This is a genomic window from Kocuria kalidii (genome assembly GCF_044462225.1).
In the GTDB taxonomy this organism is placed as follows: domain Bacteria; phylum Actinomycetota; class Actinomycetes; order Actinomycetales; family Micrococcaceae; genus Kocuria; species Kocuria kalidii.
This window is the reverse complement of record NZ_JBISWJ010000099.1, coordinates 64,119-89,580: the sequence shown is the minus strand read 5'-3', so window position 1 is coordinate 89,580 and position 25,462 is coordinate 64,119. Positions and strand designations below refer to the sequence as shown.

Genomic DNA, 25,462 nt, shown 5'->3' with positions numbered 1-25,462 from the left:
TGGGCCTTCGATGGTGAGGATATGAGGTCTGGGTCTTTTAGCCTCTTAGGCGGGCACTGGTGCGTAGTCGAACCCTTCGGACCGTGCAGTGTTGAAGAGAGTGTTTAGCCATTTCCCGGCGAGTCTCCGGTCCACTGCTGCTTGCGGCGGCGTGTGAAAATAGTTGACTTGCCAGTCAGCTATTTCTTCGTAGGTCGCTTCCCGCAGTGTCTCTTCTAGGTTGTCCCCCGCTTCGGCGCTCCACTGATCCGCTGCTAGCGCTTGTACGTTGTCGAGGAGTTTCTTCCAGTTCTGCTCCCCTACGACTTCTCGCGGGGTCAAAACGCAGTTTTGCCCGTGAAACGCTTGAGTAGGTACATGAGTAGGTAATGAGTAGGTAGGGTCCGACTTTTCGGACCCCTCCCCTCCAGGTTCCCGGACCCCTGGGCTCGGACTTTTCGGAGGGGTATGGGTTTCATCATCGGATCTGGTGTCACGACGCGCCTTCATCTCAGCATCGCGATGGTCTAGGAACACCCGCACTTCGGTGGGCACTTGTAGCTGGTACGTGGTTGCGTAGTGGGTGCCACCACGCGCACCACTTGTCGACGTGATCCAACCGGTATGGCGGAGGTCGGACAGCGCCTTGCGGACGGTGGACTCGCTCATGCCGAGGAGGGTCACGAGCCTGTCCACGCCGGGACGTGCGTTGCCGAGCACCGGGGGCCGGTCCGGGCCGTTGGCGAAGGAGAGCAAGCTGCCCAGGATGGTCCTGCTGGCGTGGGGTAGTAGTTCCTTCGGCGCACGGGTGTAGGCGTTGAAGAAGTCGAACCAGACCTTCGTGCCGTCGCTCATGCGTCACCGCCCGGAGTGTGGACCGCCCACGCAATGGCGTCATGGCACGGGTTCATGGACAGGGCCGTGACGTAGCCGCGATCCATGAGGTCCTCGAGCGCGTCGGCCACTTCGGTGGCGCTCATGCCGGCGTGCTCAGCCAAGAGCCGGAGGGGAACCTCGGGCGTGGTGATGGTCCTGCCGACCCTGCTACTCCGGTGCTTGCGGCTCATGGGGTGTTCCTCCGGTTCAACGGGTTGCGGTGGTCGAGGTGCCAGGCGTTGGGGCCGTCGTAGGGGACGAGGACGCGCCCCGCGTGGTCCACGGGACCTCCCATGTACGACGAAGCCCTGGACCGCTTTAAAGCATCCTGCCGGGCCTTGTACGCCGATGCCGGGATTGGTTGCAGGTTCTCGGAGATGCCGAACAGCATGTCGCCCTTGCCGCCTTTGATCCGGTCGAGTGCTGCGGCTGCTGCGGCCGCGAAGTCGTCGCCTTCCACTGGCGGAGCTGTAAGCGGCTGTGCGGGCTCCTGCGGGGTGACCGGGACGCCCTGCGCGTTCTCCTGCATCCATTGGCTGTACTCGGCTTGGAGGGCCTGCTGCTCGGCGTCTTCACGTACCTGGACAGCTTCGCGGACAACACCCGCAGTAGCGCTCTCCCACCGGGCTAACCATTCGGGGCCGTGGGTCGAAGTCATCTCAGCGACGAAGCTGGCGTGGGTGCTCATGCTACGACCGCCCTTCGATGCTCGACCCAGCGGCGGCGGTCGCCCTTATGCCACACGCCGGCATCGCCGGGTAGAATCGAGGGTGCGGCCTTATGGTCGTCAATCATGATGGAGTACCTATCCATTTCTATGAGCGGTCCTGGTGCGCGTCTTGGCGGATGAAGCACCGGGGCCGCTTGCTTTTGCGAGATTGGCGTGAATGACGTCGAGGGCCTCTGCCGTTGGCCGTGGTGCCGTGGCGAGGACTGCGGCGACGTGCTCCGCGTATCGGCTCACTGGTCGTTGACTCCGAACAGAGACATGAGCTCGTCGAGGTCGACGCGAACGGACCGCCCACCGGATAGCCGGTATGCCGTCAGTCGTCCGTCTGAGCACATGTTCTGAAGGGTTCGTGTGGAGAGGTCCAGGGCCTCGGCCGCTTTAGCGACGGTGACAAGCTGCATGGTGAGTTACTCCGTTAAATAGGTCGAGCCCCGCTGTTTAGGCGGGGCTCGGGGCTTAAATGCGAAAGGCCGACACGGGATGTGTCGGCCTTGGGGCGCTGCTATTCAGTTGTGGTGGAGGCTAGTCTGCGGACCGGTCACTGCCGACAGGCATACTGCTTCCGAGATCAATGTTACGGCATGTTGCGCGTGGGCACAACCCCTTTAGCTTGAATGTTGGCTTTTTCCTTTCGGTTCGTGTATAGGCCCTCTGACAAGGAACGATGTACGCGGACCGCTGCCCCTGGGCGCCATTCCAGTGGTACGCGCGTCCACAGCGCCTAGATCTTCCACTCGAAGGACACCCGGGACGGATCGAAGACTCGGGGCCTCGCCTTCCCCACCGGGGCGATGCTCACGGTCACGAGGAAGCCAATGATCGCCCTGCGCCCCTCCAAGTCGGTTGCTTCCCACCGTCCAGCCGCACCGGGGCCGGCGATGCCCACGAGGCTCCCGGCACCCTGCGCCCGGGCAAGCTGCTCCTGAACCTCCGCGAGTCTCCCCCTGGTCGTCGCCGTAATCGTCTCGAGCTGTCCACCCGTGATGGTCCCCGCCGCGAACATATCTGCCGCACCCGTCAGTCGGTCCTGTATGGCCTTCTCCTCGGCCCTGAGAACGCCCGTGTCCGTCTCCGGGGCATCACGCCGCGCCAGCCCCTCCGCAACTGCATCAAGCTCGAGGTAACCGGCGACGACTTCGCTCACGTACTCCTCAAGCGGGTCCGCTCGCTGCGCCACATGTGGCCCCGGCCCCTTCCTCCGGCACACGTACAAGAACCTGCCTGAGTCGCCGCGCTGCGATTTCGCGCGGGCCGTGATCCTCATTGGCTCCCCACAGCCGCCACAGCACACGAGACCGGACAGGAGGTGCCGCACAGCATCCTCACGGTGCTGACGCCGTGACGGGTCACTCACGACCCCTACAGCCGCCCTCCAAATGTGTTCAGACACGATGGGCGGAAAAATGCTGGTGACTCCCTCCATCACAGCGCCCTGATACTTCGTCAGTCCCGCATTCGCCGGCCTCAGAATCAAGTTGCGGACGCTGGTCGAGGTCCACTCTCCTCCCCTGCCGGTCTTGATCCCACGGACGTTCAAATCCTTCACGATGCTGCCGATGGACCGGCCCGCGAGGACAGCCGCATAAGCCTTCCGGACCTCCTCCGCATGTTTCTCAACGACCACCGGCTTGCCGTCCTCGAGCGCGTACCCGAACGGGATAGGCCCACCCGGGCGTTTGCCGTGCTGTGCCAGCTCGAGCATTTTCCGACGCACTCGCTCGGACTTGTGCTCGGATTCGTACCGCGCCCACGCACCCAGGGTCCGGGCCACAGCCCTACCGGACGGGGTGCTGAGGTCAATCTCCCCAGCCTGGACGGTGTGAGTCGTCACGCCCCGGGCCTCACAAACGTCGATGTACCGCTCTAGCTCTTTCGGTGAACGGTGCAACCTGTCCTGGTGCCATGCGATGACGCCGCCGATCCCGCCACGGTCGAGCCGGGCGAGCATTGCGAGGTACTGGGGTCTAGGCTTCCCACTGAACGCGGACGTGTCGTTCTCGATGTACTCCCCCACCACGTTCCAACCGAGTTGCTTAGCGAGCTGCCGCCCGTCCTCCATCTGCCGGGCAACGCCTAGCCCTTGCTGCTCGGAGTCCTGGGAGATACGGGCGTAGATCACGCAATCGACGGGCATGGACCCATCCTAGCTGCCGCTGTGCATTGACAAACGGATGGGAGCTGATGTTCGCTCCCGCCAGCAGGGGCAGGGTGCAGATCTTGGTGACGGCGTCCCGGGCGGAGTTCGCGTGCAGGCTGCACATTCCCGGGAGCCCGCTGTTGAGCGCGATGAGCATGTCCAGGCTCTCGGCCTCCCGGACCTCTCCCACCACGAGCCGGTCCGGGCGCATCCGCAGCGCCTCCTTCACGAGCCGCCGCAGAGGGATCTCGCCCGTGCCCTCGAGATTGGACTGGCGGCACTGCATGCCCACGACGTCGCGCAGGGGCACCTGCAGCTCGAAGATCTCCTCGACCGTCACCACCCGCTCCCGTGGGCCGATCGAGGCGCACAGACAGTTGAGCAAGGTCGTCTTGCCGGCCTGCGTGGCTCCGGAGACCAGGATGTTCAGGCCACTGGCCACGGCGGCGTCGAGGAACCGCGCCGCTCGCGGCGGCAGCGATCCCAGCTCCACGAGGTCGTCCAGACGCCGGGCCCGGGCGACGAACTTGCGGATGTTCACCGCCCAGTGCTTGCGCGTCACGTCCGGTATCACCACGTGCAGCCTGGACCCGTCGGGCAGCGCCGCGTCCACGAACGGGGAGGACAGGTCCAGGCGGCGACCGGAGGACTTGAGCATCCGCTCGACCAGGTTGCGGATCTGGGGCTCCGTCAGGACCAGGCTCGTCAGCGCGGACTCCCCGCCGCGGGCCGCGTAGACCTCGGCCGGGCCGTTGATCCAGATCTCCTCGATCCCCGGGTCGTCGAGCAGCGGCTGCAGCGGGCCGAACCCGGCCACCAGGTCCAGCAGGACCCGGCGGGCGGAGTCGAGGTCGGCCAGGGCCGGGAGCACCCCGCGGGCCGATCGCTGGTCGTAGTCGCGCACCGCGGCGTCGACCAGCTCGCGGGTCCGCTCGAGCTCCAGGACCGGGTCCAGGCCCCGGCGCCGGATCAGCTCGCGCACCTCGGCCTCGACCAGCCCGAGCGCGTCCTCGGCGAGCAGTGCCGTCATCCGTCCCCCTGCGCCGTTCCCCGGCGCGGGTTCCGCGTCGGCAGCGTTCCCCCCGGAGCGCATGCACAGGAACATAGGCCAGTCCGCCGTCCCGGCGGCAACCCCGTGCCCGCCCGCTGTGGACAGCCGTCGTTGACCTGCGGCGTTGTTCCCCTCCGGAAACTCATGATCTGTCACAGCATGCAGTCACATGGGAAATCCCTCCGCGGCTCCGTCCGGCGCGTGGCCGGGTCCACGTCCTGCCACGGTCACGGCGTGCCACCATGGTCCGTGCCGGGCGTCCCGCCACGGCACTGCCCGTGCTGCGGCTGCTGCCACCGACCGAAGGACCCCCCGTGACCCACTCGACCGCCGCGCAGGACGCCGCGCGCCCCGCTGTCACCGCACGGACCCGGGCGCTGCTGCGCGCGTCCGTGCCGTTCGCCGGGAACCAGCTCGCCGGCGCGGCCGGCGCGGTCCTCGGCCGCCTCGTGCACGATCCGGCACCGGGCCCGAGGGCGACCGTGCCCACCGGCTGGCCGGCCACCTTCGCCCACCGGGGCGGCGCCGAGGTCGCGCCCGAGAACACCCTCGAGGCGTTCCGGGCCGCCGAGGCGCTCGGCGACGTCGTGCTGGAGCTCGACGTGCAGGCCTCCGCCGACGGCACGGCCGTGCTCATGCACGACCTCACGGTGGACCGCACCACGGACGGGACGGGAGCCGTCGCCCTGCTGTCCACCGCGGACCTGCGGCACCTGGACGCGGGGCACGCGTTCACGCGCGACGGCGAGACCTTTCCCTGGCGCGGGCGCGGTGTGCACGTCCCCACGCTCGCAGAGGTCTACGAGGCGTTCCCCGACCGTCGCGTGGCGATCGAGCTGAAGGGCAACCGCCCCGACGCCGAGGCGATCGTCTGGCGGACCATCCGGGCGGCCGGCGCCGAGGGGCGCACGCTCGTCGCGACGAACCGTACGGCCTCGATCCGGCGGTTCCGCCAGGTCTCGGGCGGGACGGTCCCCACCGCGGCCGCCGTGACGGAGTTCGCGGCCTTCCGGCTCCTGTGCCTCCTGGGCCGGCACGGGCACCACGCCCTGCCGTTCCAGGGGCTGCAGCCGCCCGACACCCTCCTGGGGCTGCGGATCCTCACGCCCGAGCTCGTGCGCAGCGCCCAGCAGGCCGGTCTCCGGGTGGACGTGTGGACGATCGACCGGGAGGAGGACATGCGCCGCCTGCTGGCCTGGGGCGTGGACGGCGTCATGACCGACCGGCCGGACCTGCTCTCCCGGCTGGTCCGCGGGACCTGACCCGTTCCGGGGCCGGTCAGTCGGCGGGACGCTCGGCGGGCGAGGTCTCCGCGAAGGGACGCTCCGGGACCGGCTCGGCGTCGGCGGGAGCCGGCGCCCACGGCCGCTCCGCCTCGGCGACGGCGATGTGCCGGGCCAGCCGGGTCACATTGACCTCCTGCTGCCGGTTGCGCAGCGCCGAGGTGGCCTGGGTGATCATGAAGATCACCACGAACCCGTACAGCACCAGGTCCGTGCCGCGGCCGATCCCCAGGAACTGGGCGACCTCCGTGAGCAGGTTGGGGAAGAAGATGGACAGGGCCGCGAAGACGAAGAACGCCAGGCCAAGCACCCGGCGGATCGCCTGGTGCTTGGCGTTGGCGCCGCCGCGGATCAGCGCGAGCGCACCGTAGGCCACGGCCAGGACCAGCAGGATCTGCACGGCGTAGATCATCGGGCGGCTCTCTCCTTCGGTGGTGCGGACCGGGTGCGGACTACTTGACGAACAGTTCGGCGAGGATGTTCACGCCGTTGAGCAGCGACTGCCCCTTGGACTTCGAGTAGTCCGTGTAGATGATCTCGACCGGGTGCTCGACCCAGCGCGGCCGGATGTCGGCGAGCTGGTTGACGATCTCGGACGCGTGGGCCATCCGGTTCTGGGTCAGCCGGATCTGCGCGAGCGTGCCCCGGTCGATGGCGCGCAGGCCGTTGTGGGCGTCGGAGAGGTCCATGCCGGTGGACAGTCTCGAGAAGTACGCGGCCGTGCGCAGCACGAGCCGCTTGAGCGCGGACACCTTGGTCCGCCGGTCGAGGAACCGCGAGCCGAGCACGACCTCCGCCTCCCCCGACCGGATCCGACCGACCATGTCCCAGGCGTCGACGACGCGGTGCTGGCCGTCCGAGTCGAACGTCACCACGCAGTCCATCCCGGGGTCCTGCAGGGCGTACTCGAAGCCAGTCTGCAGCGCCGCGCCCTGCCCCAGGTTGATGGGGTGCTGGACGACGACCGCGCCGGCCCCGGCGCAGATGCGGGCGGAGTCGTCGGAGGAGCCGTCGTCGACGCAGACGACGTGCGGGAAGGTCTTCCGGAGCTCTGCCAGCACCTCTCCCACGACTGCCGCCTCGTTGAACACGGGCATGACGATCCAGACGCGACTCACCGGAACATTCTTGCACAGGGCGCGGCGACGCCCAGCTCCTATACTCGGGGCGTCCCCTTCTCCGAGCCCCGAGGACGAGATCGTGCCTGCACGCGAGTCGACCGACGCCGGACCGCCATGCTGACGGCGTGGATGCCGTACCTGCCGGCGTTCCTGGTCCTGCTGGCGGTGCTCTGGCTGCCCGGGCTGGCGCTGCTGTGGGCCTTCGGCGAGCGTTCCGGCCGGACGCTCCTCGCCGCACCGGCCTTCAGCGTGGCCGTCGTCGGCCTCTCGGGCGTACTGCTCGACCTGCTCGGGATCCGGTACGGCCTGGCGTCCCAGGCGGGTGCCGCGGCGGTGCTCGCGGTCCTGGCGTGGGTGGTGGGGCGCCTGCTGCCCGGCCCCGGCCGCACCGGGCCCCCGGGACAGGGCGCACGGTCCGCGGAGGACGCCCGTGACGACGCGGAGCTGGAGCACGTCGACCGGCGGCCGTGGCTGTTCCCGCTCGGTGCCGCGGCCGGACTGGTCGTCGGCGGCACCTTCCTGCTCCGCCGGATGATGTCCGTGATCGGCGGCCCGGAGGCCCTCGCCCAGCGGTGGGACAACATCTTCCACCTCAACGCCGTCCGCTGGATCTTCGAGACCGGCTCCGGGTCCACCCTCACCCTGAACCGGATGATGGAGCCCGATCGGGCGATCGCGCTGTACCCGGCCGCCTGGCACCAGCTGGCATCGCTCGTGGTGCCGCTCACCGGCGAGAACGTCATGGTGGCGCAGAACCTCACCCTGCTCGCCGTGGCGGGCCTGGTCTGGCCCGCGTCGTGCGTCTACCTGGTCCGGGTCCTGGTCGGCCCGTCGCCCGTGGCGGCCGCCGTCGCCGGCATCGCGAGCGCGGGATTCGGCCTGTTCCCGTTCGGCCTCATGACGTTCGGCCCGCTGTTCCCCAACATCCTGGGACTGGCTGTGCTGCCGGTGGCGCTGGGGCTCATGGTGCGGCCGTTCGGTCCGGCGCTGACCGGGAACCCCGTCGACGCCCCGCTCCGGGGGATGCGCCTCGTGCGACTGCTCGCCTGCTTCGTCGTGGCCCTCGGGGCGCTGCTCGTCTCCCAGCCCAACACGGTGCTGGCACTGCTCGTGGTGGCCGTTCCCCTGCTGGTCACGGCCTTCGCCCGGAGCCTGCGCAGCTCGCTGAGCACGGGTCGCCGTGCCCGGGCGGGACGGCTGGTCGCCGTCGCCGTCGGCGCGGCCGTCCTGTGGCTGCTGCTCTGGAGCACGCTGACCACCGAGTTCTGGTGGGCGCCCGGCGGCACCTTCGCCCAGGCTTTGGGCGAGGGGCTGTTCTACGGCACCGACGGCCGGGTGGACGTGCCGTGGGTGCTCGTGGTATTGACCGCCACCGGGGTGTACGCGGCGTTCAGCCGCCGGCAGCTGCGCTGGCTCGTGCTCGCGCACCTCTTGTTCGTGTACCTGTACGCCACGGCCGCCGCCGGCGAGGACGGACCCTGGCGGCAGTGGCTGACCGCGGGCTGGTACACGGACTCCTACCGCCTCGCGGCCACCCTGCCCCTGACCGGCGTCCCCCTCATCGCGCTGGGTGCCGCCCACCTCGTGCGGGCGGCTGCCGTCTGGACGGCCCGCACGAGTGCCGGCACGCGCCGGCAGGGCGTCGGCGCCGCCGCCTACCCCGTCGCGGCCGTCGTGCTGCTGGCGCTGGTGGCGCCCCTGTCGCAGGTGGCCGCCCTCACCGGGACGACCAGCGAGGCGAAGGGGCACTACGACTGGGAAGGACCCGACAACCTGCTGTCCCAGGACGAGTACGAGCTGCTGCAGGACCTCGACGAGCTGACCGACGCCGGGGACCTGATCGCGGTGAACCCCTGGAACGGGGGGTCCCTCGCCTACGCCGTGGCGGACCGGCCGGTGACGCAGTACCACATCGGCACCCCCGGACCCGTCCTGGAGGACCTCGTCGCGGGCGTCGACGACGCCGCGCCGGGCAGCGCGGCCTGCACGGCGGTCGCGGAGCTGGGTGTCGACTACGTGCTGGACTTCGGCTCCCAGTTCATCATCCCGGACGAGAAGCGCGCGCTCGGCTACACCGCCCTGAACTCGGTCGACGACCTCGAGGACACGTCCAATCTCGTCCTCGTCGAGCGCAACGGTGAGGCCGCCCTGTACGAGATCGTCGGCTGCGAGACCCCCTGACCGCGCGCCGCACCCCGTGGAAGGGCTCCCGGTGAGCGACTGGATGCCGCACGTCCCGGCCCTGGTGCTCGTCGTCGTGCTGCTCTGGGCGCCCGGGCTCGCCCTCCAGCTCGTGCTGCGCGACGTCAGGCCGCTGTTCCCCCTCGCGGCCCCGGCCTACGGCCTGGCGGTCATCGGCACGGCCGGGATCGTGCTCGACCTGCTGGACGTCGGGTTCTCCCTGCTCACCCTCGGCGTCCTCACCCTCGCGCTGTGGGCGCTCGCCGGCGTCGTCGGGCTCCTGTCCCGGCGGGCGCGCGGCCCGGCGGGCGGGACGCGCCCCGGCGCCGCGGCCGCCGCCGCGGACCGGACCGGGATGTTCGGGCTGCCCCCCGTGACGGTGTACCGGGGGGCCGTGGTGCTGGGCCTGCTGCTCGGGGCCGCCCTGCTCGTGCGCCGCCTGCTGTTCGTGGTGCAGGAGCCCGGGCGGTTCGCCCAGCGCTACGACAACGTCTTCCACCTCAACGCCGTCCGCTACGTCGTGGACACCGCCTCCGCCTCGTCGCTGACACTCGGCCGGATGGTCGATCCCGAGAAGGCCGTGGCGATCTATCCCGCCGTCTGGCACGGGCTCGCGGGCCTCGCGTACCCCCTGGCGGAGCAGAGCCCGATGGTCGCCGGTAACGTGGTGCTGTTCGTCGTGGCGGCGCTGGTGTGGCCGGCGTCGTGCCTGTTCCTCACCCGCACCCTGGTGGGCCCCTCCCCCGTGGCCCTGGTCGTGGCCGGTGTCGCCTCGGCCGGTTTCGCCGTCCTCCCGTTCTCCGTCCTCGAGTTCGGCCCCCTGCTGCCGAACCTGCTGGGACTGAGCGTGGCCCCGGTGGCCCTGGCCCACCTGGCGACCCTGCTCGGACTGGACGCCGACTCCCGGGCCGGCCGGGCCCGCCGCCCGCCCGCCCGGCTGGTCCACCTGGGCCTGTGCTGGCTGGTGGTCACGGGCGGGGCGATGCTGGCCCACCCGAACGTCGGGACGCTGCTGCTCGTGCTGCTGGTCCCCATGGTCCTGACGGCCTGGTGGGGGGCGCTCCGGCGGGCGGTCGCGTCGCGGCAGGGCGGCAGGACGGCGCTGGTCGTGCTGCTGCTGCCCCTGTCGGCGGCCGTGTGGACGTACCTGTGGGACAGCCTGGGGAACGACTTCATCCGCTTCGCGCACACCACGCCCGCCGCCGCCTACGGGGAGGCCCTCCTCTACGCCACGAACGGCCGCCAGGACGTCCCCTGGTTCCTGGTGCTCCTCACCGTCCTCGGGGTCGGCGCCACGCTCGCGCGGCGCGAGCTGCGCTGGCTGGGGGTCGCCCAGCTCCTGGTCGTGTCCCTGTACGTGGTGGCGGCCTCCGCGCCCACCGGCCCGTGGCGGGAGTGGGCTGTGGGCTCGTGGTACCAGGACTCCTTCCGGCTGGCCGCCAGCCTCCCGGTCGTGGCCGTCCCGCTGATCGCCCTGGGTGCGACCGCCCTCACCGATCTGCTCCGGCGCGGTGCCGTGGCCGCCCTCGCCCCGGAGCGGCGCACCCTCCGCGTCCGGCGGCTGGTCGCGGGCGGCACGGCGGTGCTCCTGGTCGCCGCATCGGTCCCGCTCACCCAGGTGCGCACGATGCGCGACACCCTGCTGGACACCCGGGCGCGCTTCAGCTGGGACACGCCGGACGGGATCCTCACCGAGGACGAGCGGGACCTGCTCGAGCGGCTGCCGCGGCTGACCGACGAGGACGACCTGATCCTGGTGAACCCGTGGAACGGGGGCTCGCTGGCGTACGCGGTGGCCGGGAGCCGGGTGACCCAGTACCACATCGGCGGACCGGAGCGCGCCCGGATGCCCGAGGTCGTGGCGGGCCTGACCGCCGACGAGCCCGCCCGGGCCTGCCGGACGGCGCGGTCCGAGGGCATCGACTACGTCCTGGACTTCGGCCGGCAGTACCTGGAGCCCGACCCCCCGGGGGCGCGGCCGTACGTGCCCATCGACACCCTGGGCGAGACCCCGGAGACCTCCTTCGAGCTGGTGGCCTCGGAGGGCGACGCCGAGCTGTGGGAGGTCACGGCCTGCTGAGCGTGCGGGCCGGTCCCCGGTCCCGCGGTCAGGACACCTGGATGGCGGCCGCCACGCGGTCCCGGAGCGCGATGAACTCCGGCGTCGACTTCATCTCGGCCCCCACGTCGGGCCCGTACACCGAGGCGAGGTCCACGGTCTCGTCGAGGACGATCCGGCCCGGCCGCGGGCTCATGACGAGCACGCGGTCGCCCAGGAACACCGCCTCCTCGACGCTGTGCGTGATGAAGAAGACGGTCTGGCGCCGCCGCCGCTGGATCCCCAGCAGGTCCGCCTGCAACCGTTCGCGCGTGATGGCGTCGACCGCGCCGAACGGCTCGTCCATGAGGACCACCTCCGACTCGTTGGCGAGCACGCGCGCGATCTGCGCGCGCTGCTGCATGCCCCCGGACAGCTCGTAGGGCTTCGCAGCCCCGAACCGGGACAGCCCCACCATCTCGAGGAGCTCGGCGGAGCGGGACTCCCGCTGCGGCTTCGGCACGCCGCGGAACTTCGGGCCGAGCTCCACGTTCCTGCGGATCGACAGCCAGGGGTAGAGGTTGGGCTGCTGGAACACCACGCCGCGGTCGTGGGACGGGCCGGTGATGACCTCGTCCCCGTAGCGGGCCTCGCCCTGCGTCGGGGCCAGGAAACCGGCCAGCACCTTGAGGAGGGTGGTCTTGCCGCAGCCGGAGGGGCCGACGACGCCGACGAACTGCCCGCCCGGGATGCGCAGCGTCGTCTCCGAGACCGCGTGCACGACGTCGCCGGAGTCGGCCACGTAGTGGTGGGCGATGCCGTCGAGGACGAGGTCCCGGGTGGGCGTCCCGCCGTGGGTCCCCGCGGCGGCGGACCCGGTCGTCGCTCCCTCCCCCGACGGGCTCATCGGGCTGCGACCTCCTCGATCGCGTCCGGGTACGGCATCTGCCGGTAGGTCTCCGCGGGTGCCGCGGTGTCGATCTGGCCGACGTCCACGAGGAAGCCTGCCGTGTCCGCCAGGACGCCCCCGAGCGCTCCGCTGAAGTACTCCTCCTGCTGGGCGGCGGCGTCCGGGTAGACGTACCCCTCGATCTGGGTGCGCACGACGTCCGGCGAGAGGCCGAGCTGCACGGCCAGGGACTCGACCGTCTCGGCGTCGCCCTCGGCCAGGCGCTGGACGGCCTCGTTCTGGAGGGTGGTCCACATGGTCATGAACTCCGGGTTCTCGGCCACGAACTCCGACGTCGCGGCCTCCATGTCGAAGGTCGGGTGTCCGGCCTCCGCGGTCTCCTCGCTGGTGAGGAGGACCTCGCCCGAGTCCTTCAGCTCCGTGAGCGTGGGGTCCCAGACCCAGGCGGCGTCGATCTCCCCCCGGTCCCAGGCGGCGATCATGTTGTCCGGGGCCAGGTTGATGAGCTCGACCTCCCGGTCGACGCCCGCCTCCCGCAGCGCGGACTGCAGCGAGTAGTGGGCGGTGGACCCGAAGGGCACCGCCACGGTCCGCCCCGCGAGCCCGTCGACCGAGTCGACGGCGGGGTCCTGCACCACCAGGGACTCGGCGGCGCCGATGACGTCGTGGAGCCACACGACACGCAGGTCGATGTCCAGGGGCGGGGAGACGGCCGTCACCGCCGGGCTGGAGCCGACCAGCCCGAGGTCCACGGAGCCGGCGCCGAAGGCCTGGACCACGTCCGCGCCCGAGTCGAACTTGGACCAGCTGATGTCGGCGTTGGGCATGCACGTCTCGAGCATCTGCATGTCCTTGACCGCCAGGTCCGCGTTGGGGATGGCCTGCCAGGCGATCCGCGCCGTGGTGGTGATCCCCGGGTCCGGCTCGACGGGACAGTCCGCGACGGCGACCTCGGCGTCCGGATTGGCCGTGCGGCCGGACTCGACGCAGCCGGTCGTGGCGCCGACGGCGCCGAGCACGCCGGCGAGGGCGAGGGTGTGCTTCCAGGTGACGGGCATGGTCAGGCCTTTCCTTGCCAGGGGACCAGGAGGCGGCCGATCCACACGATGAGCGTGTCGAGCGCCACCGCCACGATCCCGATGGTGATGATGCAGGCGATGGTGAGCGGGGTGTTGAGCTGGGTGCCGGAGAGGTAGGCCAGGCCGCCGATCCCCGGGATGCCGTTGTTGAGCTCGGCGGCCACCACCGTGGTCCAGGCGAAGCCCACGGACAGGCGGATGCCGGAGAGGATGCTGGGCAGCGAGGACGGCAGGACGACGTGCCGCACGGTCTGCACCCTGGAGGCGCCCAGGGACAGCGCGGCGTTGATCCGGTCCGCGGGGACCCCGCCGACGCCGTGGATCGTGGCGATCACGATCGGCGGGAAGGCCGCGAGGAACAGCAGGACGTACTTCGACGTGTCGCCGATGCCCAGCCACACGATCAGCAGGCCGATGTAGCCGAGCGGGGGCAGGGCGCGCAGGAAGTTCAGGTACGGCTCGAACGCGGTCTGCAGCCAGCGGGACGAGCCCATCAGGAAGCCCACGGCGAGTCCGACGACCACGGCCCCGCCCACGCCGACCACGATCCGCTGCAGCGAGGCGAGCAGGTGCTCCCACAGGTAGTAGTTGTACTCGCCGCACACGGTGCGGGACAGGCCCTCGGCGACCGGCCGGCACGAGTTCGCCTGCACGAAGGCGTTGAGCACCGCCCCGGGGGACGGCAGGTAGAGGACCGGGACCAGCTGCAGCGCGGTGATCAGCCACCACAGCGCCACGACGACGACCAGCACGCCCGCCTGGAGGGTCCGGTGCCGGCCCTTCCGGCGGCGGGCGGCGCGGCGGGCGCCCGCCGCCGCCCGGGACGAGTCGCGCGAAGCAGCGGGGCCCAGCGGCTCCGTTCCCGGCGGTGGTGCCTCCCGGTCCGTGACGTCCTCGGTCATGCGAGCTCCCCGTCTCGGTGGCGTCGTCCGGGTGCGGGGCGGGACGTGGCCGGCACGTCGCGCTCCGCGCTCCGGTACAGAAGTCGTGCACTGCAGGCCAGTCTAGGGGAGGACCCGCCGGACGTGCCGTGCTGCCGGGCCCGCTCGCCTAGCCGGCGGCGGCGGCGCGGAACTCGTCGATGACCCGGTCGATGGGTCCGTCGCTGCGCACCCGGCCGTGCTCGATCCACACCCCGCGGTCGCAGACCTTCCGGACCACGTCGAAGTCGTGGCTGACCACCAGGAGGGTCTTGCCCTCGGCGGAGAGCTCCTTGACCCGTCCCAGGCTCTTGCGCTGGAACGGCTCGTCGCCCACGGAGAGGATCTCGTCGATGATGAAGATGTCCGGGTCGGTGAACACCGCCACGGCGAACGCCAGGCGCAGGTACATGCCGGAGGAGTAGAACTTCACCTCGGTGTCGATGAACTGCTCGATCTCGGAGAAGGCGACGATCCGGTCGAACTTCCGGTCGATCTCCTCCTTCGTCATGCCGAGGATCGCGCCGTTGAGGTACACGTTGTCCCGGCCGGTGAGGTCGGGGTGGAAGCCGGCTCCCACCTCGATCAGTCCCGCCACGCGCCCGTTGACCGCGAGCGAGCCCCCGTCGGGGCTCATCACGCCGGAGACCAGCTTGAGGAACGTGGACTTCCCCGAGCCGTTGAGCCCCACGAGGGCGACGCTCTCCCCCGGCTGGATGCTGATGCTGAGGTCCTCCAGGGCGCGGAACCGGTTGGAGATGTCCTGGCGCCGCCCCCGGGCCAGCCACATCGCCGTCTCCTTGAGCGAGCGGGCGTGCCGGAGGGAGAACTCCTTGGCGAGGTGGCGGGCGAGCACGGCGGGCTCGCCGGGGCCGGTGCTCCGGTCGGATGTCATCGTCACAGCTCCTGCGCGAATCGGCCCTCGAGGCGACGGAACGTCAGGTCGCCCAGGAGCATGATCACCGTGACCACGAGCAGCGCCACCGGTGTCCACAGCGAGAACAGGTGGGGCGGGACCTCGTGGGCGCCGGGGGTGGTGGTGGGCAGCCAGAACGCCGCGTGGGAGAGCTCCACGGCTACGGTCAGGGGGTTGAGCATGAACCCCGCGAACCAGACCGGGCCGAGCACGTCGCGGACCATGGTCCACGCGTAGAGCACCGGGGCGGACCACGTGCTGACCATGACGATCAGGTCCACGAAGTTCTCGGCGTCGCGGAAGAACACGTTGGCGGCGCCGAAGAGCATGCCCAGGCCGGCGCCCAGCAGACCCACGATCAGGAGGGCGCCCGGGACCGCCAGCAGGGAGAGCCACGTGGGCGACCAGCCGACGATCAGGGCGGCCAGGAGCATGACCGCCAGCTGCGGCAGCAGGTGGACGCCGGCCACCCACACCGAGGCCACCGGGAACATCTGGCGGGGCAGGTAGATCTTCTTGATCAGGCTGGCGTTGGCCACGATCGACCGTGCGGCGTTGCCGAAGGACTCCGAGAAGAAGTTGATGAGGATGATCCCCGAGAACAGGTAGACGGCGTAGTTCTCCATCCCCCGCTCCAGGCCGAGGAAGATGCCGAGCGCCACGTAGAAGACCACGAACTGGATCCCCGGCTTGACGTAGGACCACAGGAGCCCGAGGACCGTGCCCCGGTAGCGGATCTGCAGCTCCTTGTCGACGAGCAGCTTCAGCAGGTAGCGCTGACGGAACACCGCCGGGAGCCCCGTGCCGGGGGACGGTCTCCGGACGACCGTGGCCGCGGGCATCAGGCGCCGATCTCCGAGTGCTCGCGGAAGGTCGCCTCCCACGCCTCCATGGAGGTGACGTCCTGCAGTGCGGCGCGGTAGCGGCGGGAGAGCTCCGGCCAGCGCAGGGCCAGCTGGGCGTGCAGCCGCAGGGACTCCGCCATCAGGGCGCGGGCCTCACGGGGCGAACGCTTGTACCAGGTGTAGCCGGTGCCGTCCGAGGCGGAGACCAGGGCGCTGTCGTAGCGGGCGAGCCGCCACCACCGCGCGTCCTGGTAGGGCAGGTGCACCTGCGGGTGCTGCTCGGCCCGTTCCGGGGGGCGCACTGCGAGGTGGCGCACCACGGCGGTCGTGGCGGAGGTGAGCACCTTCAGACCGTGCGGGGCGGAGAGGCGCCGCGTGCGGACCGGCTTCGACGGCGCGACCGTCGGGTACGCGTCCAGGTCCGGCTGGTAGACGGCGTCGGAGTGCCGGGTCATCATCCGGCGGACGTCGCGGATGCGCTGGGGCAGCAGCTCGTGCAGGGCCTCGGGACCGTCCAGGACGTCGCGCAGGGCCAGGACCCGGGCCTCCTCCGCGAAGTACTGCATGGACAGCAGGTGCCGCAGGTCCTTGACCCCGTTGCGCCCGAGCACCTCGCCCCCGCGGTCGAACGGGGAGTGCAGCAGCGCCGCCACGAGCTGGTTGCGCTTGTGGAAGTACGCCTGCCAGCTGATGGTGTCGTCCTTGTCCGCCCAGGCGAGGTGCCAGACGGCCACACCGGGCAGGGACACGGTCCGGTAGCCGGCCGCCTTCGCGCGGATGCCGTACTCGACGTCGTCCCACTTGATGAACACGGGGAGCGCCAGGCCGATCTCGCGGACGACCTGCGTGGGGATCAGGCACATCCACCACGCGTTGTAGTCCACCTCGATGCGGCGGTGCATCCAGGACGTGCTGCGCAGGTTGCTGCGCCGGAAGTCGTGGCCGATCTCCACGCCCTCCCCCGCGGGACCGTACTGGAAGCTGTACGGGTCCATCTCCTCGCCGAAGTTGTGGATCTTCGTCGGGTTCAGCAGGTCGATCATGTGCCCGCCGACCAGAGTGGGCCGCTTGCAGAAGTCGGCGAACACGCTGATCCGCCGCACGGCCTCCGGCTCGATCTCGACGTCGTCGTCCATCAGCAGCACGTAGGTGCTGTCCGCGCGGACGGCCTCGTACATGCCGCGGGCGAAGCCGCCGGCCCCGCCCAGGTTGGCCTGGTCGATGACGCGCAGACGGTCCCCGAAGCGTGCCCGGACCTCGTCGAAGCCCGGCTCGTCCACGACCTTCTGGTTGCCCTGGTCCACGATCACGACCTGCGCGACCTGCGGGAGGTTGTCCCGCTGCTCGTCCAGGAGGCGGGCGTTGGTGAGGCAGTAGGAGGGCTTGTTCATGGTGGTGATCTGGAGGGTGACGGAGCCCTCCGTGGTGCCCGCGCCGTCGCCCAGCCACTGGGCGCCCAGCACCTCGACCTCCTGGTCCCCGGCGGCCACGTCGAACCAGTACCACCCGCCGTCGGCGAAGGCCTTCAGGGGCAGCAGGACCTCGGTCAGCCGCTCGGCGCCGGAGACGCCGTGCACGGAGACGGGCACGGACTCGCCGCGCGCGTTGGAGCTGTGCACGTTGACCGTGCCGCGGCCCGTGGTGCGCACCTGCAGCACGACCTCGCGCAGGTGCGTGTTGTGCCGCCAGTAGCTGGCCGGGAACGCGTTGAAGTACGTGGCGAAGGACACGGTGCGGCGGGCCTGCACGCGCACGGACGTGCGGCCCGTGATGGCCACGCCGTTGGTGCTCACGGCCTCGGAGCCCACGTTCACCACGATCTGGGGCCGCTGCTCCTTCGCGTCCTCCTGCTGGACGGAGCTGCCGGTGTCCGCCCGGGAGTCCAGGTACAGCGGCTGGGTGGGCGACCGGTCGGCCGTCGGGAAGACGAGCTCCTGCAGCACCCGGTGGGCGGTGCTCCGGGTGCCGGTCCGGTCGGTGTCCTGGGTCGTCGCGGTCACGCGTCCACTCCCCCGCTCTCGATGGTGGCCCCGCCGGTGAAGTGGGGCTTGAGCTTGTTGTCGACCATGGACAGCGCGGCGCCGATGGCCATGTGCATGTCCAGGTACTTGTAGGTGCCGAGGCGCCCCCCGAAGAGGACGTTGTCCTCGCCGCGGGCGAGATCGCGGTACTTGAGCAGCTTGTCGCGGTCCACCGCGGTGTTGACCGGGTAGTACGGCTCGTCGCCCTTCTCCGCGAAGCGGGAGAACTCGCGCATGATCACCGTGGCGTCCGTGGTGTAGTCGCGCTGCGGGTAGAAGTGGCGGAACTCCAGGATCCGGGTGAAGGGCACCTCGGGGTCCGGGTAGTTCATCACCGGGGCGCCCTGGAAGTCCTCGACCGGCAGGACCTCCTGCTCCAGGTCGATGGTGCGCCACGACAGGTCGCCCTCGGCGTAGTCGAAGTAGCGGTCCACGGGTCCCGTGTAGACGACCGGCACCTGTCCGGAGACGGCGGAGCGGGAGTAGTCGTGGCCGTCGTCGAAGAAGTCGGTGTCCAGGCGGACGTCGATCCGCGGGTGGTCCGCCATGCGCTCGAGCCACGCGGTGTAGCCGTCGACCGGCAGCCCCTCGTACTTGTCGTTGAAGTACCGGTTGTCGTAGGTGTAGCGGACGGGGAGCCGGTTGATGATCGAGGCGGGCAGGTCCTTGGGGTCCGTCTGCCACTGCTTGCCCGTGTAGTGCTTGATGAACGCCTCGTAGAGCGGGCGGCCGATGAGCTGGATGCCCTTGTCGTTGAGGTTCTGCGGGTCCGTCCCGGCCAGCTCCCCGGCCTGCTCCTGGATCAGTGCCCGCGCCTCGGCCGGCGAGAGCGCCGCCCGGAAGAACTGGTTGATCGTGCCGAGGTTGATCGGCATGGGGAAGACCTCGTCGTGGTGCCGCGTGTAGACGCGGTGCACGTAGTCCGTGAAGTCGGTGAACCGGTTGACGTAGTCCCACACCCGCTCGTTCGAGGTGTGGAACAGGTGGGCGCCGTAGCGGTGCACCTCGATCCCGGTCTGCTCCTCGTTCTCCGTGTAGGCGTTGCCCCCGATGTGGGAGCGACGGTCGATGATGGCCACATTGAGGTCCAGCTCGTTGGCGGCCCTCTCGGCCACGGTCAGCCCGAAGAGGCCGGACCCTACGACGACGAGATCTGCGTTCACGGGCAAACTCCTGAGGTTGGTGTCCTGGTCGGCCCGGTCGGCGTCCGGCCCGTGGGGGGCGGCACGGGCGCGCCGGGCGTGCGCTGCGTACCAAAGTACCTGATCAGTCGGGAAAGCCCTGAAGCAGCCACTCGGCGGCGAGGCGCCCGGAGGCCCCCAGGGAGGCGTTCTCGGCGGCCCACGCGGCGCGCCGGCGGCGTTCCCGGTCCTCGTCCTCGGCCAGTGCCGGGTCCAGCCGCCGGTCGAGGGCGGCGATCATGGCCTCGGCCACCGCGTCGGCGTCGTGGTCGACGGCCGTTCCCAGCCCCTCGTCCTCCACGAGTTCGGCGGCGACCCCGGCCCCGGCGTAGACGACGGGCGTCCCGCACGCCGCGGCCGCGTAGATCTTGGTGGGCTTGGTGAAGTCGTAGCCGATGCCCGGGAGCACGGCGCCCAGGGCGGCGACGGCGCCCCGGGTCCACTCGGCGGTCTCGGCCGCGGGGCGCAGCCCCTCGAAGAGCACGTTCTCCGGCGCGAGGCGGTCGGCGATCTCCTCGACCCGGTCGATGTCCGAGCCGCGGCCGAAGAAGCGCAGCTGTGCGTCGGGGTGGGCCGCGAGGACCCGGGGCATGGCGCGGACGAAGACGTCGGCGCCCTGCCACTCGGACATCGATCCCGCGTAGACGAAGTAGGGCGCGCCGGGATCGGCCACGGGACCGTCGGGGCGGAAGACGTCGGTGTCGATGCCGTTCTCCGCCACGAGCACCTTTCCCCACGCCACGCCGGTGACGGACTGCAGCTCCCGGCCCATCGCCTCGGACACGGTGAGCACGCCCGCGGCCCGCCGGGCCGCGAGGGTCTCCATGGTGCGCATGGCCCACGTGACCAGCGGGGAGACCTCCATCTTCTCGGCGGCGGTCGTCCAGATGTCCGGCGCGTACCAGACGTAGGGCCGGCCCCGCAGCACCGAGGACGCGAGCACGGCCATGCCCGTGGTGGGGGGCGGTTCGCTGACCACGAGGTCGGCACGGGTGGCGAGCAGCCGGAAGAGCACGGGGACGTCGAAGCTGAGGTACTGGACGATGCCCCGCACGTAGTCGTACCGGTCGCGCAGCACGGGCCACCGGCGCACCCGGTAGGGCTCCGGCTCGATCGGGGACCCGGCCGGTGGGCGGGTGGTGAGGACCGTGACCTCCGCCCCCGCCTCCGTCAGGCCGCGGGCCAGCGCACGCAGGCGGAAGGACGCCGCGGCCGGCTCGGGGGCGAAGATGCGGCTGACGATGACGATGCGACGGGGAGTCACGGGACCACCTGTTCGGAGCTGCTCGACGGGGAGGACGGGACGGTGCCCGGGCACGACGGCGCCGGGCGCAGGCGGTCCAACTGTACTGGTCCGGGTCGGCCGGCGCGGAGCGGGCGCGCCCCGGCGGGCCCGGGAACGGCGGCGGGGGCCTAGCGGACGGTGCGGCTCGTCCAGGCGAGCACGTCCGGGCGGAACAGCAGGACGAGGACGACCACGGCCGGCACGGTCGGCACCAGCCCGGCCGCCCACTGCTCCGACCGGAGCAGCGGGAAGGCGACGACCAGGAGGAAGAGCTGGACCACGAGCGCGGCGGCGCGGGGCCACCGGAAGCCGCGCCACAGGCCCCGGCCGACGTGCAGCAGCCACAGACCGCCCCCGAAGGACACCGCCGCGAGGAAGACCGTTCCGCCCACGGTCAGGGGCTCCTCGAACAGGAGCGTCCAGACCAGCCGCAGCGCGGCGCCGGCCAGGACCAGCGCCTCGAGCAGCACCACGGCCGTGAGGACGGCGACCGCGCGCGGCCGGGGGTCCCGGGAGGGGGTGGGCATGGCGGCGGTCTCCTTCCGGCCGGGCGTCGGGCGCGGGCTGACGCGCTCCCCGCCACCCTAGTCCGGCGGCGACCGTGCCCGGCCCGCTGTGAGCAACGCCTCACCGGGCGCGGTGTGACCCGGACCCCAAAACCCTTGTCCACACCCCTGCGGCATGGGAAGGTGGACGACAGTTCTTCACAAGGCCCGTGCGAATGGGCCTTTTCTCTTGTCCCGGACACCACCTCCGCAGGATCCCCCTGCCCTGTGCTCGGGACCCGTCCTTGAAAGGAGCGATCGCTGACCATGGATTGGCGTAGCCGCGCAGCATGCCTGGAGAAGGATCCCGAGCTGTTCTTCCCCGTGGGCAACACCGGACCTGCTCTCCTCCAGATCGAGGAGGCCAAGGCCGTGTGCCGCAGCTGCCCGGTGATGGACACGTGCCTCCAGTGGGCCCTCGAGTCCGGTCAGGACGCGGGGGTCTGGGGCGGGATGAGCGAGGACGAGCGCCGCGCCCTCAAGCGCCGCGCCGCACGGGCCCGCCGCGCCTCCTGAGCGTTCCGCTCGCGCCGAGGACCGGGAACCCCACGGGGGTCCCGGTCCTCGGTGCTTCCCGGGTCCGGCTCGCGACGGACCGGCGGTGCGGGGCGGGCCGCCCGGTCGTGCCTACTCGTCCACCCGGGCGCACACCGTCACCTGGGTGCCCCCGTCCTGCCGCGGCACCCAGCGGATCCAGCCCCCGAGCTCGCCCGCCACGAGGGTGCGCACGATCTGCATCCCCAGCCCCTCCCCGGCTCCCGCCCGGCGGAAGGCCCCGGCGCCGGACTCCTCGATGACGACGTCCCCCATGCCGGCGCCGTCGTCGCTGACCACGACCTCGAGCAGCTGACCGGCGCCCTCCTCGTCCTCCATGCGGGCGGCCTCCAGCGTCACGGTCCCGGTCCGCCCGGCGAGACCGTGCTCGACCGCGTTCGTGACGAGCTCGTTGATCACGAGGGCCAGCGGGGTGGCGAGACGGGTCGGCAGCTCGCCGAACTCGCCGATCATGCGCGTGCGCACCGTCTGCTCGGGAGAGGCGACCTCCGCGGCGAGCCGGAACTGCCGGGCGACGAGCTCGTCGAAGTCGACGTTCTGCGAGAAGCCCTGCGAGAGGGTCTCGTGCACCATCGCGATGGTCGCGACCCGGCGCATGGCCTGTTCCAGGCCGTGCCGCGCCTCGTCCGTCGTCATCCGCCGCGCCTGCAGGCGCAGCAGGGCGGACACGGTCTGCAGGTTGTTCTTCACGCGGTGGTGGATCTCGCGGACGGTCGCGTCCTTGGACACGAGCTCCAGGTCCCGGCGGCGCAGCTCGGTGACGTCCCGGCAGAGCAGCACCGCGCCCAGCCGGCCGGACCGGTCCCGCAGCGGGACCGAGCGGAAGTTGACGCTCACCCGGGCCCCCTCCACCTCGCTGCGCCAGGCGGTCCGCCCGCTGAGCACCGGGGCCAGGGTCTCGTCGGCGTCCGCCCCCGGGCCCAGCACGGGCGGCACCAGGTCCATGAGCCGTTCCCCGAGGAGCTCGCCGTCGATCCCCAGCCGCCGCAGCGCGGACTCCGCATTGGGCGAGACGTAGGTCACGCGCTCCTCGGCGTCGAGCCGGATCGCCCCGTCCCCGACGCGCGGCGCCCCCCGGCGCGACCCGGTCGGGGCGGAGAAGTCCGGCCAGAGCCCCTCGTTGGCCATCCGCAGCAGCACCTCGGCGGTCTCCCGGTAGACGACCTCCTGCCGGGAGACCACCTGTCCCGGCGCCCGGCCCGCGTGCAGCGTGAGCAGGGCGAGGGTCCGGCCCTTGCGCACGAGCGGCACCACCTTGACCTGCGCGGCGGGGCCGGCCCGGTCCCCGGCCGGGCGCACCGGCTCGATGCGCCGGCCGACCCAGGCGGCCCGCAGCGGACCGGCCAGTTCGTCGGCCAGCAGCTCGCCCACCATGTCCTTGTGGAAGACCGTGGGACCCGTCGCGGGCCGCACGTGGGCGAGCACCCGGAAGGGACTGCCCTGGGCCGGCATGCCCCGGCCGCTGCCGCTGCCCGCCGCGGGGACGTAGTCGGCCGGGAAGCTGAGGATCAGGTCGGCGAAGGCGAGGTCGGAGATGAGCTGCCAGTCCCCCACGAGCAGGTGGAGCCACTCGTGGTCCGCGGGCCCGAAGTCCTTGGTGTCCTTGGGGAGTTCCGTGAACGGCACATCGTCTCCGGTCGTCGCGGGGCCGAGGGGCCGGACGGCGCCCCCGCGATCAGCGCCGCAGCCAGGCGCCGATCCTGCCGCCCAGCCTAGTACCGCGCACGGGCGGGTCCGCCTCCTCCCCCGGCGCCTCCGGTGGCGACAGCACGCGCTCCGCCAGGGTCCGGAACGCGGCCCGCACGGGCGAGCCCGCCGCGGTCTCGGCCAGGACGGCACCCGCCAGCAGCGCCTCGTCGAGGGCCTCCGGGTCCCATGGCACGAAGAGCTCCACCGCAGGCCCGGACCCGAAGCGTGCCCATGCCTCGCGGATCCCCAGCTCCGGGGAACGCCCCGCCGCCGACCGGCGCAGCTTGTTGACGGCGACGACGAGCCGGGCACCGGGCGCGGAAGCGGCGACCTCCGGCAGGCCCTTGAGCAGGCGGGGGACGCCGATGGTGTCCGCGGCGCCCACGGCCACGACCACGTCGGCGCGCTCCAGCACCGTCAGGGCCGCCGCGTGCCGACGGGGGGCCATGGTGTCGACGGTGAACTCCTCGTCGGTCTCCAGCGCGAAGCCGCAGTCCACGACCGTGGTCCCGAACTCGTGGGCCGAACGCTCGAGCACGGCCGCCACGGCGCTCGAGCGCAGCTCCGGCCAGCGGTCCTGGCGGGTCAGCCCCGTGAGCACCCGGACGGTCCGGCCCGCCACGGCCACGTCGGCGGCCGTCCGGCGCAGGGCGGCGCCGTCCAGCCGCCCCTGGTCGGCCAGGCGGCACGCCTGCGCCAGGCCCGCCGCCTCGTCCAGCATCCCGAGGGCTGCGGCCACCGACGGCCCGTAGGTGTCGGCGTCCACCAGGGCCGTGTCCTCGCCGAGGAGGGCGAGCTCCGCGGCGAGGTTGATGGCCACGGTCGTGCGGCCCGGCGCCCCCGTGGGCCCCCACACGGCCACGATCCGCCCGGTGCGCCGGACGGACGGCGGCTCTGCGCCGTCGAGGTCCGAGTCGTCCTGCGCCGCCGCCCCGGCCGGGACCGCCGTCTCCCGCGCGGGGTCCGCGGCGACGACGTCGGAGTACCCCACGGCACTCGGTGCCGCGGATGCGGCGGCCACGGCCTCCTCGACGAGCCGGGCGGCGTCCTGGGGGTCCGCACGCTCCGGGACGACCACGGCCCCCAGTCCGGCGAGGCGGCGGTGGTCGTGGCCCTCCATGACGAGCAGCGCGGCGCCACCGAGCCGGATCTGCTCCAGGAGGCTCGCCGTGAGGTCCTCGGCACCCTCCGCGACGAGAGCGGCCCGACCGAGTCCGGCGCGCGCCGCGGCCAGCAGCTCGGTGAGGTCGAGACAGCGGCGGACCACCGTGACAGGACCGTGCAGCCGTTCGATCCCGTCGACGAGGGGCCAGGTGGAGACCCCCAGGGCCATGACCGGGAGGACCGTCACGGCGCACCCGCGGGATTCCACACGAGCGTGACCCGGGCGTCGTTGCCGAGCGCGTCCACGAGCTCCTCCATCGGCTCCTCGCCGACGAGCACGTGCACCACCGTGCCGCGGCCCGCGCCGAGGGCCGTCTCCTCCGCCTGTACGCCGGCGATCTCGGCGGCGGGCAGCAGCAGGCGCGCCGGCTCGTGGCCGCGCCCGGAGGGCTTCTGCGCGGCGACCCAGACATCCACGCGCGATCCGGCTCCGGCGTCGTGGGGCAGGGGGTGCTCGACAGGGACGGCGACCGGCTTCCGGTCCAGCCGGTCCGCCGTGCCCAGGGCGGTCCCCGGCAGCAGCTGGCCCGCCGGGATCCGCTGCGTGGCGACCGCGCCCGGTCCGGGACCGGCGTCGGCCGGGACGTAGAGGTCCGCCGCGTCCTGCAGCCGGACGTCGACGGCCACGACGTCGTCCTCGGTCACCGTCTGCCCGACCTCGAGGTCGCGTGCGGCTGCCAGGTAGGGATCCGTCCGGTTCGTGGCGGTCACCACGGCGGTCACCCCGGCGACGGAGAGCAGCACGAGCAGCAGTCCGGTGAGCAGCCGCGGATCCCGCCAGGTCGGCCTCCGGAACCGGGCCGAGGGGGCCTCCTCGCCCCGGACCGTGCCGCTCATCGGCGACCGCCTCTCTGTCGATGCCCGGCACGGCCGTGGGGACCGCGCTCGTCGCCCACATTCTGCCCGCGGGCGACGGCCCCGGGAACGGGTCGGTGCACAACTGGGGACAGCATCGC

At 71.7% G+C, this 25,462-nt stretch carries 24 protein-coding genes; 4 read left to right on the top strand and 20 right to left on the bottom strand.

What is annotated here, in order from left to right:
* Nucleotides 1-45: 45 nt before the first annotated feature.
* The 6 genes from ACH9D3_RS15040 to ACH9D3_RS15015 all read right to left on the bottom strand — a co-directional run bounded on the left by ACH9D3_RS15040 (nucleotide 46) and on the right by ACH9D3_RS15015 (nucleotide 4,752).
* Nucleotides 46-834: a helix-turn-helix domain-containing protein gene (locus tag ACH9D3_RS15040; RefSeq protein ID WP_396411550.1), complete on the bottom strand. Its 789-nt coding sequence runs from the start codon at nucleotides 832-834 to the stop codon at nucleotides 46-48.
* Nucleotides 831-1,046, bottom strand: coding sequence for a hypothetical protein (locus tag ACH9D3_RS15035; protein WP_396411549.1), 216 nt, complete (start codon nucleotides 1,044-1,046; stop codon nucleotides 831-833). Before ACH9D3_RS15035 ends, ACH9D3_RS15040 begins: the two co-directional genes overlap by 4 nt.
* The gene (locus ACH9D3_RS15030) at nucleotides 1,043-1,543 is read right to left on the bottom strand and encodes a hypothetical protein (protein ID WP_396411548.1); all 501 of its coding nucleotides are present in this window, start codon (nucleotides 1,541-1,543) and stop codon (nucleotides 1,043-1,045) included. The genes ACH9D3_RS15035 and ACH9D3_RS15030 overlap by 4 nt, the downstream gene beginning before the upstream one ends.
* A gap of 272 nt (nucleotides 1,544-1,815) precedes the next feature.
* Nucleotides 1,816-1,986 (bottom strand): helix-turn-helix domain-containing protein, encoded by a 171-nt coding sequence (locus ACH9D3_RS15025; RefSeq protein ID WP_396411547.1) that lies wholly within the window; start codon nucleotides 1,984-1,986, stop codon nucleotides 1,816-1,818.
* Nucleotides 1,987-2,306: 320 nt separating this feature from the next.
* On the bottom strand, nucleotides 2,307-3,719 hold the full coding sequence (locus ACH9D3_RS15020; protein WP_396411546.1) for a recombinase family protein: 1,413 nt from the start codon (nucleotides 3,717-3,719) through the stop codon (nucleotides 2,307-2,309).
* Entirely contained in the window at nucleotides 3,619-4,752 is a 1,134-nt protein-coding gene (locus tag ACH9D3_RS15015) for an ATPase, T2SS/T4P/T4SS family (RefSeq protein ID WP_396411545.1), read from the bottom strand. Before ACH9D3_RS15015 ends, ACH9D3_RS15020 begins: the two co-directional genes overlap by 101 nt.
* Nucleotides 4,753-5,087: 335 nt before the next feature.
* Here ACH9D3_RS15015 and ACH9D3_RS15010 point away from each other — a divergent pair, with 335 nt between their 5' ends.
* Nucleotides 5,088-6,035, top strand: coding sequence for a glycerophosphodiester phosphodiesterase (locus ACH9D3_RS15010; RefSeq protein ID WP_396411544.1), 948 nt, complete (start codon nucleotides 5,088-5,090; stop codon nucleotides 6,033-6,035).
* Between the two features lie 16 nt (nucleotides 6,036-6,051).
* On the opposite strand, the gene ACH9D3_RS15005 is transcribed toward ACH9D3_RS15010, so the two are convergent.
* Complete coding sequence (locus ACH9D3_RS15005; protein ID WP_396400237.1) at nucleotides 6,052-6,468, bottom strand: DUF2304 domain-containing protein; 417 nt, start codon at nucleotides 6,466-6,468, stop codon at nucleotides 6,052-6,054.
* Between the two features lie 40 nt (nucleotides 6,469-6,508).
* Entirely contained in the window at nucleotides 6,509-7,174 is a 666-nt protein-coding gene (locus ACH9D3_RS15000; RefSeq protein ID WP_396411543.1) for a glycosyltransferase, read from the bottom strand.
* Nucleotides 7,175-7,306: 132 nt separating this feature from the next.
* On the opposite strand from ACH9D3_RS15000, the gene ACH9D3_RS14995 reads away from it, so the two are divergent.
* Together ACH9D3_RS14995 and ACH9D3_RS14990 are read left to right on the top strand one after the other, a co-directional pair.
* Nucleotides 7,307-9,358 (top strand): DUF6541 family protein, encoded by a 2,052-nt coding sequence (locus ACH9D3_RS14995; protein WP_396411542.1) that lies wholly within the window; start codon nucleotides 7,307-7,309, stop codon nucleotides 9,356-9,358.
* A 31-nt stretch (nucleotides 9,359-9,389) separates the two neighbouring features.
* A complete protein-coding gene (locus ACH9D3_RS14990; RefSeq protein WP_396411541.1) occupies nucleotides 9,390-11,438 on the top strand; it encodes a DUF6541 family protein in 2,049 nt (682 codons plus the stop codon).
* Between the two features lie 28 nt (nucleotides 11,439-11,466).
* Here the strand turns inward: ACH9D3_RS14990 and ACH9D3_RS14985 are convergent, their stop codons facing one another.
* The 9 genes from ACH9D3_RS14985 to ACH9D3_RS14945 all read right to left on the bottom strand — a co-directional run bounded on the left by ACH9D3_RS14985 (nucleotide 11,467) and on the right by ACH9D3_RS14945 (nucleotide 21,080).
* On the bottom strand, nucleotides 11,467-12,303 hold the full coding sequence (locus tag ACH9D3_RS14985) for an ABC transporter ATP-binding protein (RefSeq protein WP_396400233.1): 837 nt from the start codon (nucleotides 12,301-12,303) through the stop codon (nucleotides 11,467-11,469).
* Nucleotides 12,300-13,364, bottom strand: coding sequence for a taurine ABC transporter substrate-binding protein (locus ACH9D3_RS14980; RefSeq protein ID WP_396400232.1), 1,065 nt, complete (start codon nucleotides 13,362-13,364; stop codon nucleotides 12,300-12,302). The genes ACH9D3_RS14985 and ACH9D3_RS14980 overlap by 4 nt, the downstream gene beginning before the upstream one ends.
* Before the next feature lie 2 nt (nucleotides 13,365-13,366).
* Entirely contained in the window at nucleotides 13,367-14,287 is a 921-nt protein-coding gene (locus ACH9D3_RS14975; protein ID WP_396400231.1) for an ABC transporter permease, read from the bottom strand.
* A 148-nt stretch (nucleotides 14,288-14,435) separates the two neighbouring features.
* Nucleotides 14,436-15,200: an ATP-binding cassette domain-containing protein gene (locus ACH9D3_RS14970; RefSeq protein ID WP_396411540.1), complete on the bottom strand. Its 765-nt coding sequence runs from the start codon at nucleotides 15,198-15,200 to the stop codon at nucleotides 14,436-14,438.
* A 2-nt stretch (nucleotides 15,201-15,202) separates the two neighbouring features.
* The gene (locus ACH9D3_RS14965) at nucleotides 15,203-16,063 is read right to left on the bottom strand and encodes an ABC transporter permease (RefSeq protein WP_396411539.1); all 861 of its coding nucleotides are present in this window, start codon (nucleotides 16,061-16,063) and stop codon (nucleotides 15,203-15,205) included.
* Complete coding sequence (locus tag ACH9D3_RS14960; protein WP_396411538.1) at nucleotides 16,063-18,066, bottom strand: glycosyltransferase; 2,004 nt, start codon at nucleotides 18,064-18,066, stop codon at nucleotides 16,063-16,065. Before ACH9D3_RS14960 ends, ACH9D3_RS14965 begins: the two co-directional genes overlap by 1 nt.
* Nucleotides 18,063-19,250: a UDP-galactopyranose mutase gene (gene glf / locus ACH9D3_RS14955; RefSeq protein WP_396400227.1), complete on the bottom strand. Its 1,188-nt coding sequence runs from the start codon at nucleotides 19,248-19,250 to the stop codon at nucleotides 18,063-18,065. Before glf ends, ACH9D3_RS14960 begins: the two co-directional genes overlap by 4 nt.
* Nucleotides 19,251-19,353: 103 nt before the next feature.
* Nucleotides 19,354-20,532 (bottom strand): glycosyltransferase family 4 protein, encoded by a 1,179-nt coding sequence (locus ACH9D3_RS14950; RefSeq protein WP_396400226.1) that lies wholly within the window; start codon nucleotides 20,530-20,532, stop codon nucleotides 19,354-19,356.
* A 149-nt stretch (nucleotides 20,533-20,681) separates the two neighbouring features.
* On the bottom strand, nucleotides 20,682-21,080 hold the full coding sequence (locus ACH9D3_RS14945; RefSeq protein ID WP_396411537.1) for a hypothetical protein: 399 nt from the start codon (nucleotides 21,078-21,080) through the stop codon (nucleotides 20,682-20,684).
* A 285-nt stretch (nucleotides 21,081-21,365) separates the two neighbouring features.
* Here ACH9D3_RS14945 and ACH9D3_RS14940 point away from each other — a divergent pair, with 285 nt between their 5' ends.
* Nucleotides 21,366-21,614, top strand: a complete 249-nt coding sequence (locus ACH9D3_RS14940; protein ID WP_017833636.1) for a WhiB family transcriptional regulator — start codon at nucleotides 21,366-21,368, stop codon at nucleotides 21,612-21,614.
* Between the two features lie 111 nt (nucleotides 21,615-21,725).
* Here ACH9D3_RS14940 and ACH9D3_RS14935 read toward each other — a convergent pair whose 3' ends face one another.
* The 3 genes from ACH9D3_RS14935 to ACH9D3_RS14925 are packed head-to-tail and all read right to left on the bottom strand — an operon-like array spanning nucleotide 21,726 to nucleotide 25,343.
* Nucleotides 21,726-23,279: a histidine kinase N-terminal domain-containing protein gene (locus ACH9D3_RS14935; protein WP_396411536.1), complete on the bottom strand. Its 1,554-nt coding sequence runs from the start codon at nucleotides 23,277-23,279 to the stop codon at nucleotides 21,726-21,728.
* Nucleotides 23,280-23,328: 49 nt separating this feature from the next.
* Complete coding sequence (locus ACH9D3_RS14930) at nucleotides 23,329-24,693, bottom strand: P-loop NTPase (protein ID WP_396411535.1); 1,365 nt, start codon at nucleotides 24,691-24,693, stop codon at nucleotides 23,329-23,331.
* Entirely contained in the window at nucleotides 24,690-25,343 is a 654-nt protein-coding gene (locus tag ACH9D3_RS14925; RefSeq protein WP_396411534.1) for an SAF domain-containing protein, read from the bottom strand. The genes ACH9D3_RS14930 and ACH9D3_RS14925 overlap by 4 nt, the downstream gene beginning before the upstream one ends.
* Between the last annotated feature and the right edge of the window lie 119 nt (nucleotides 25,344-25,462).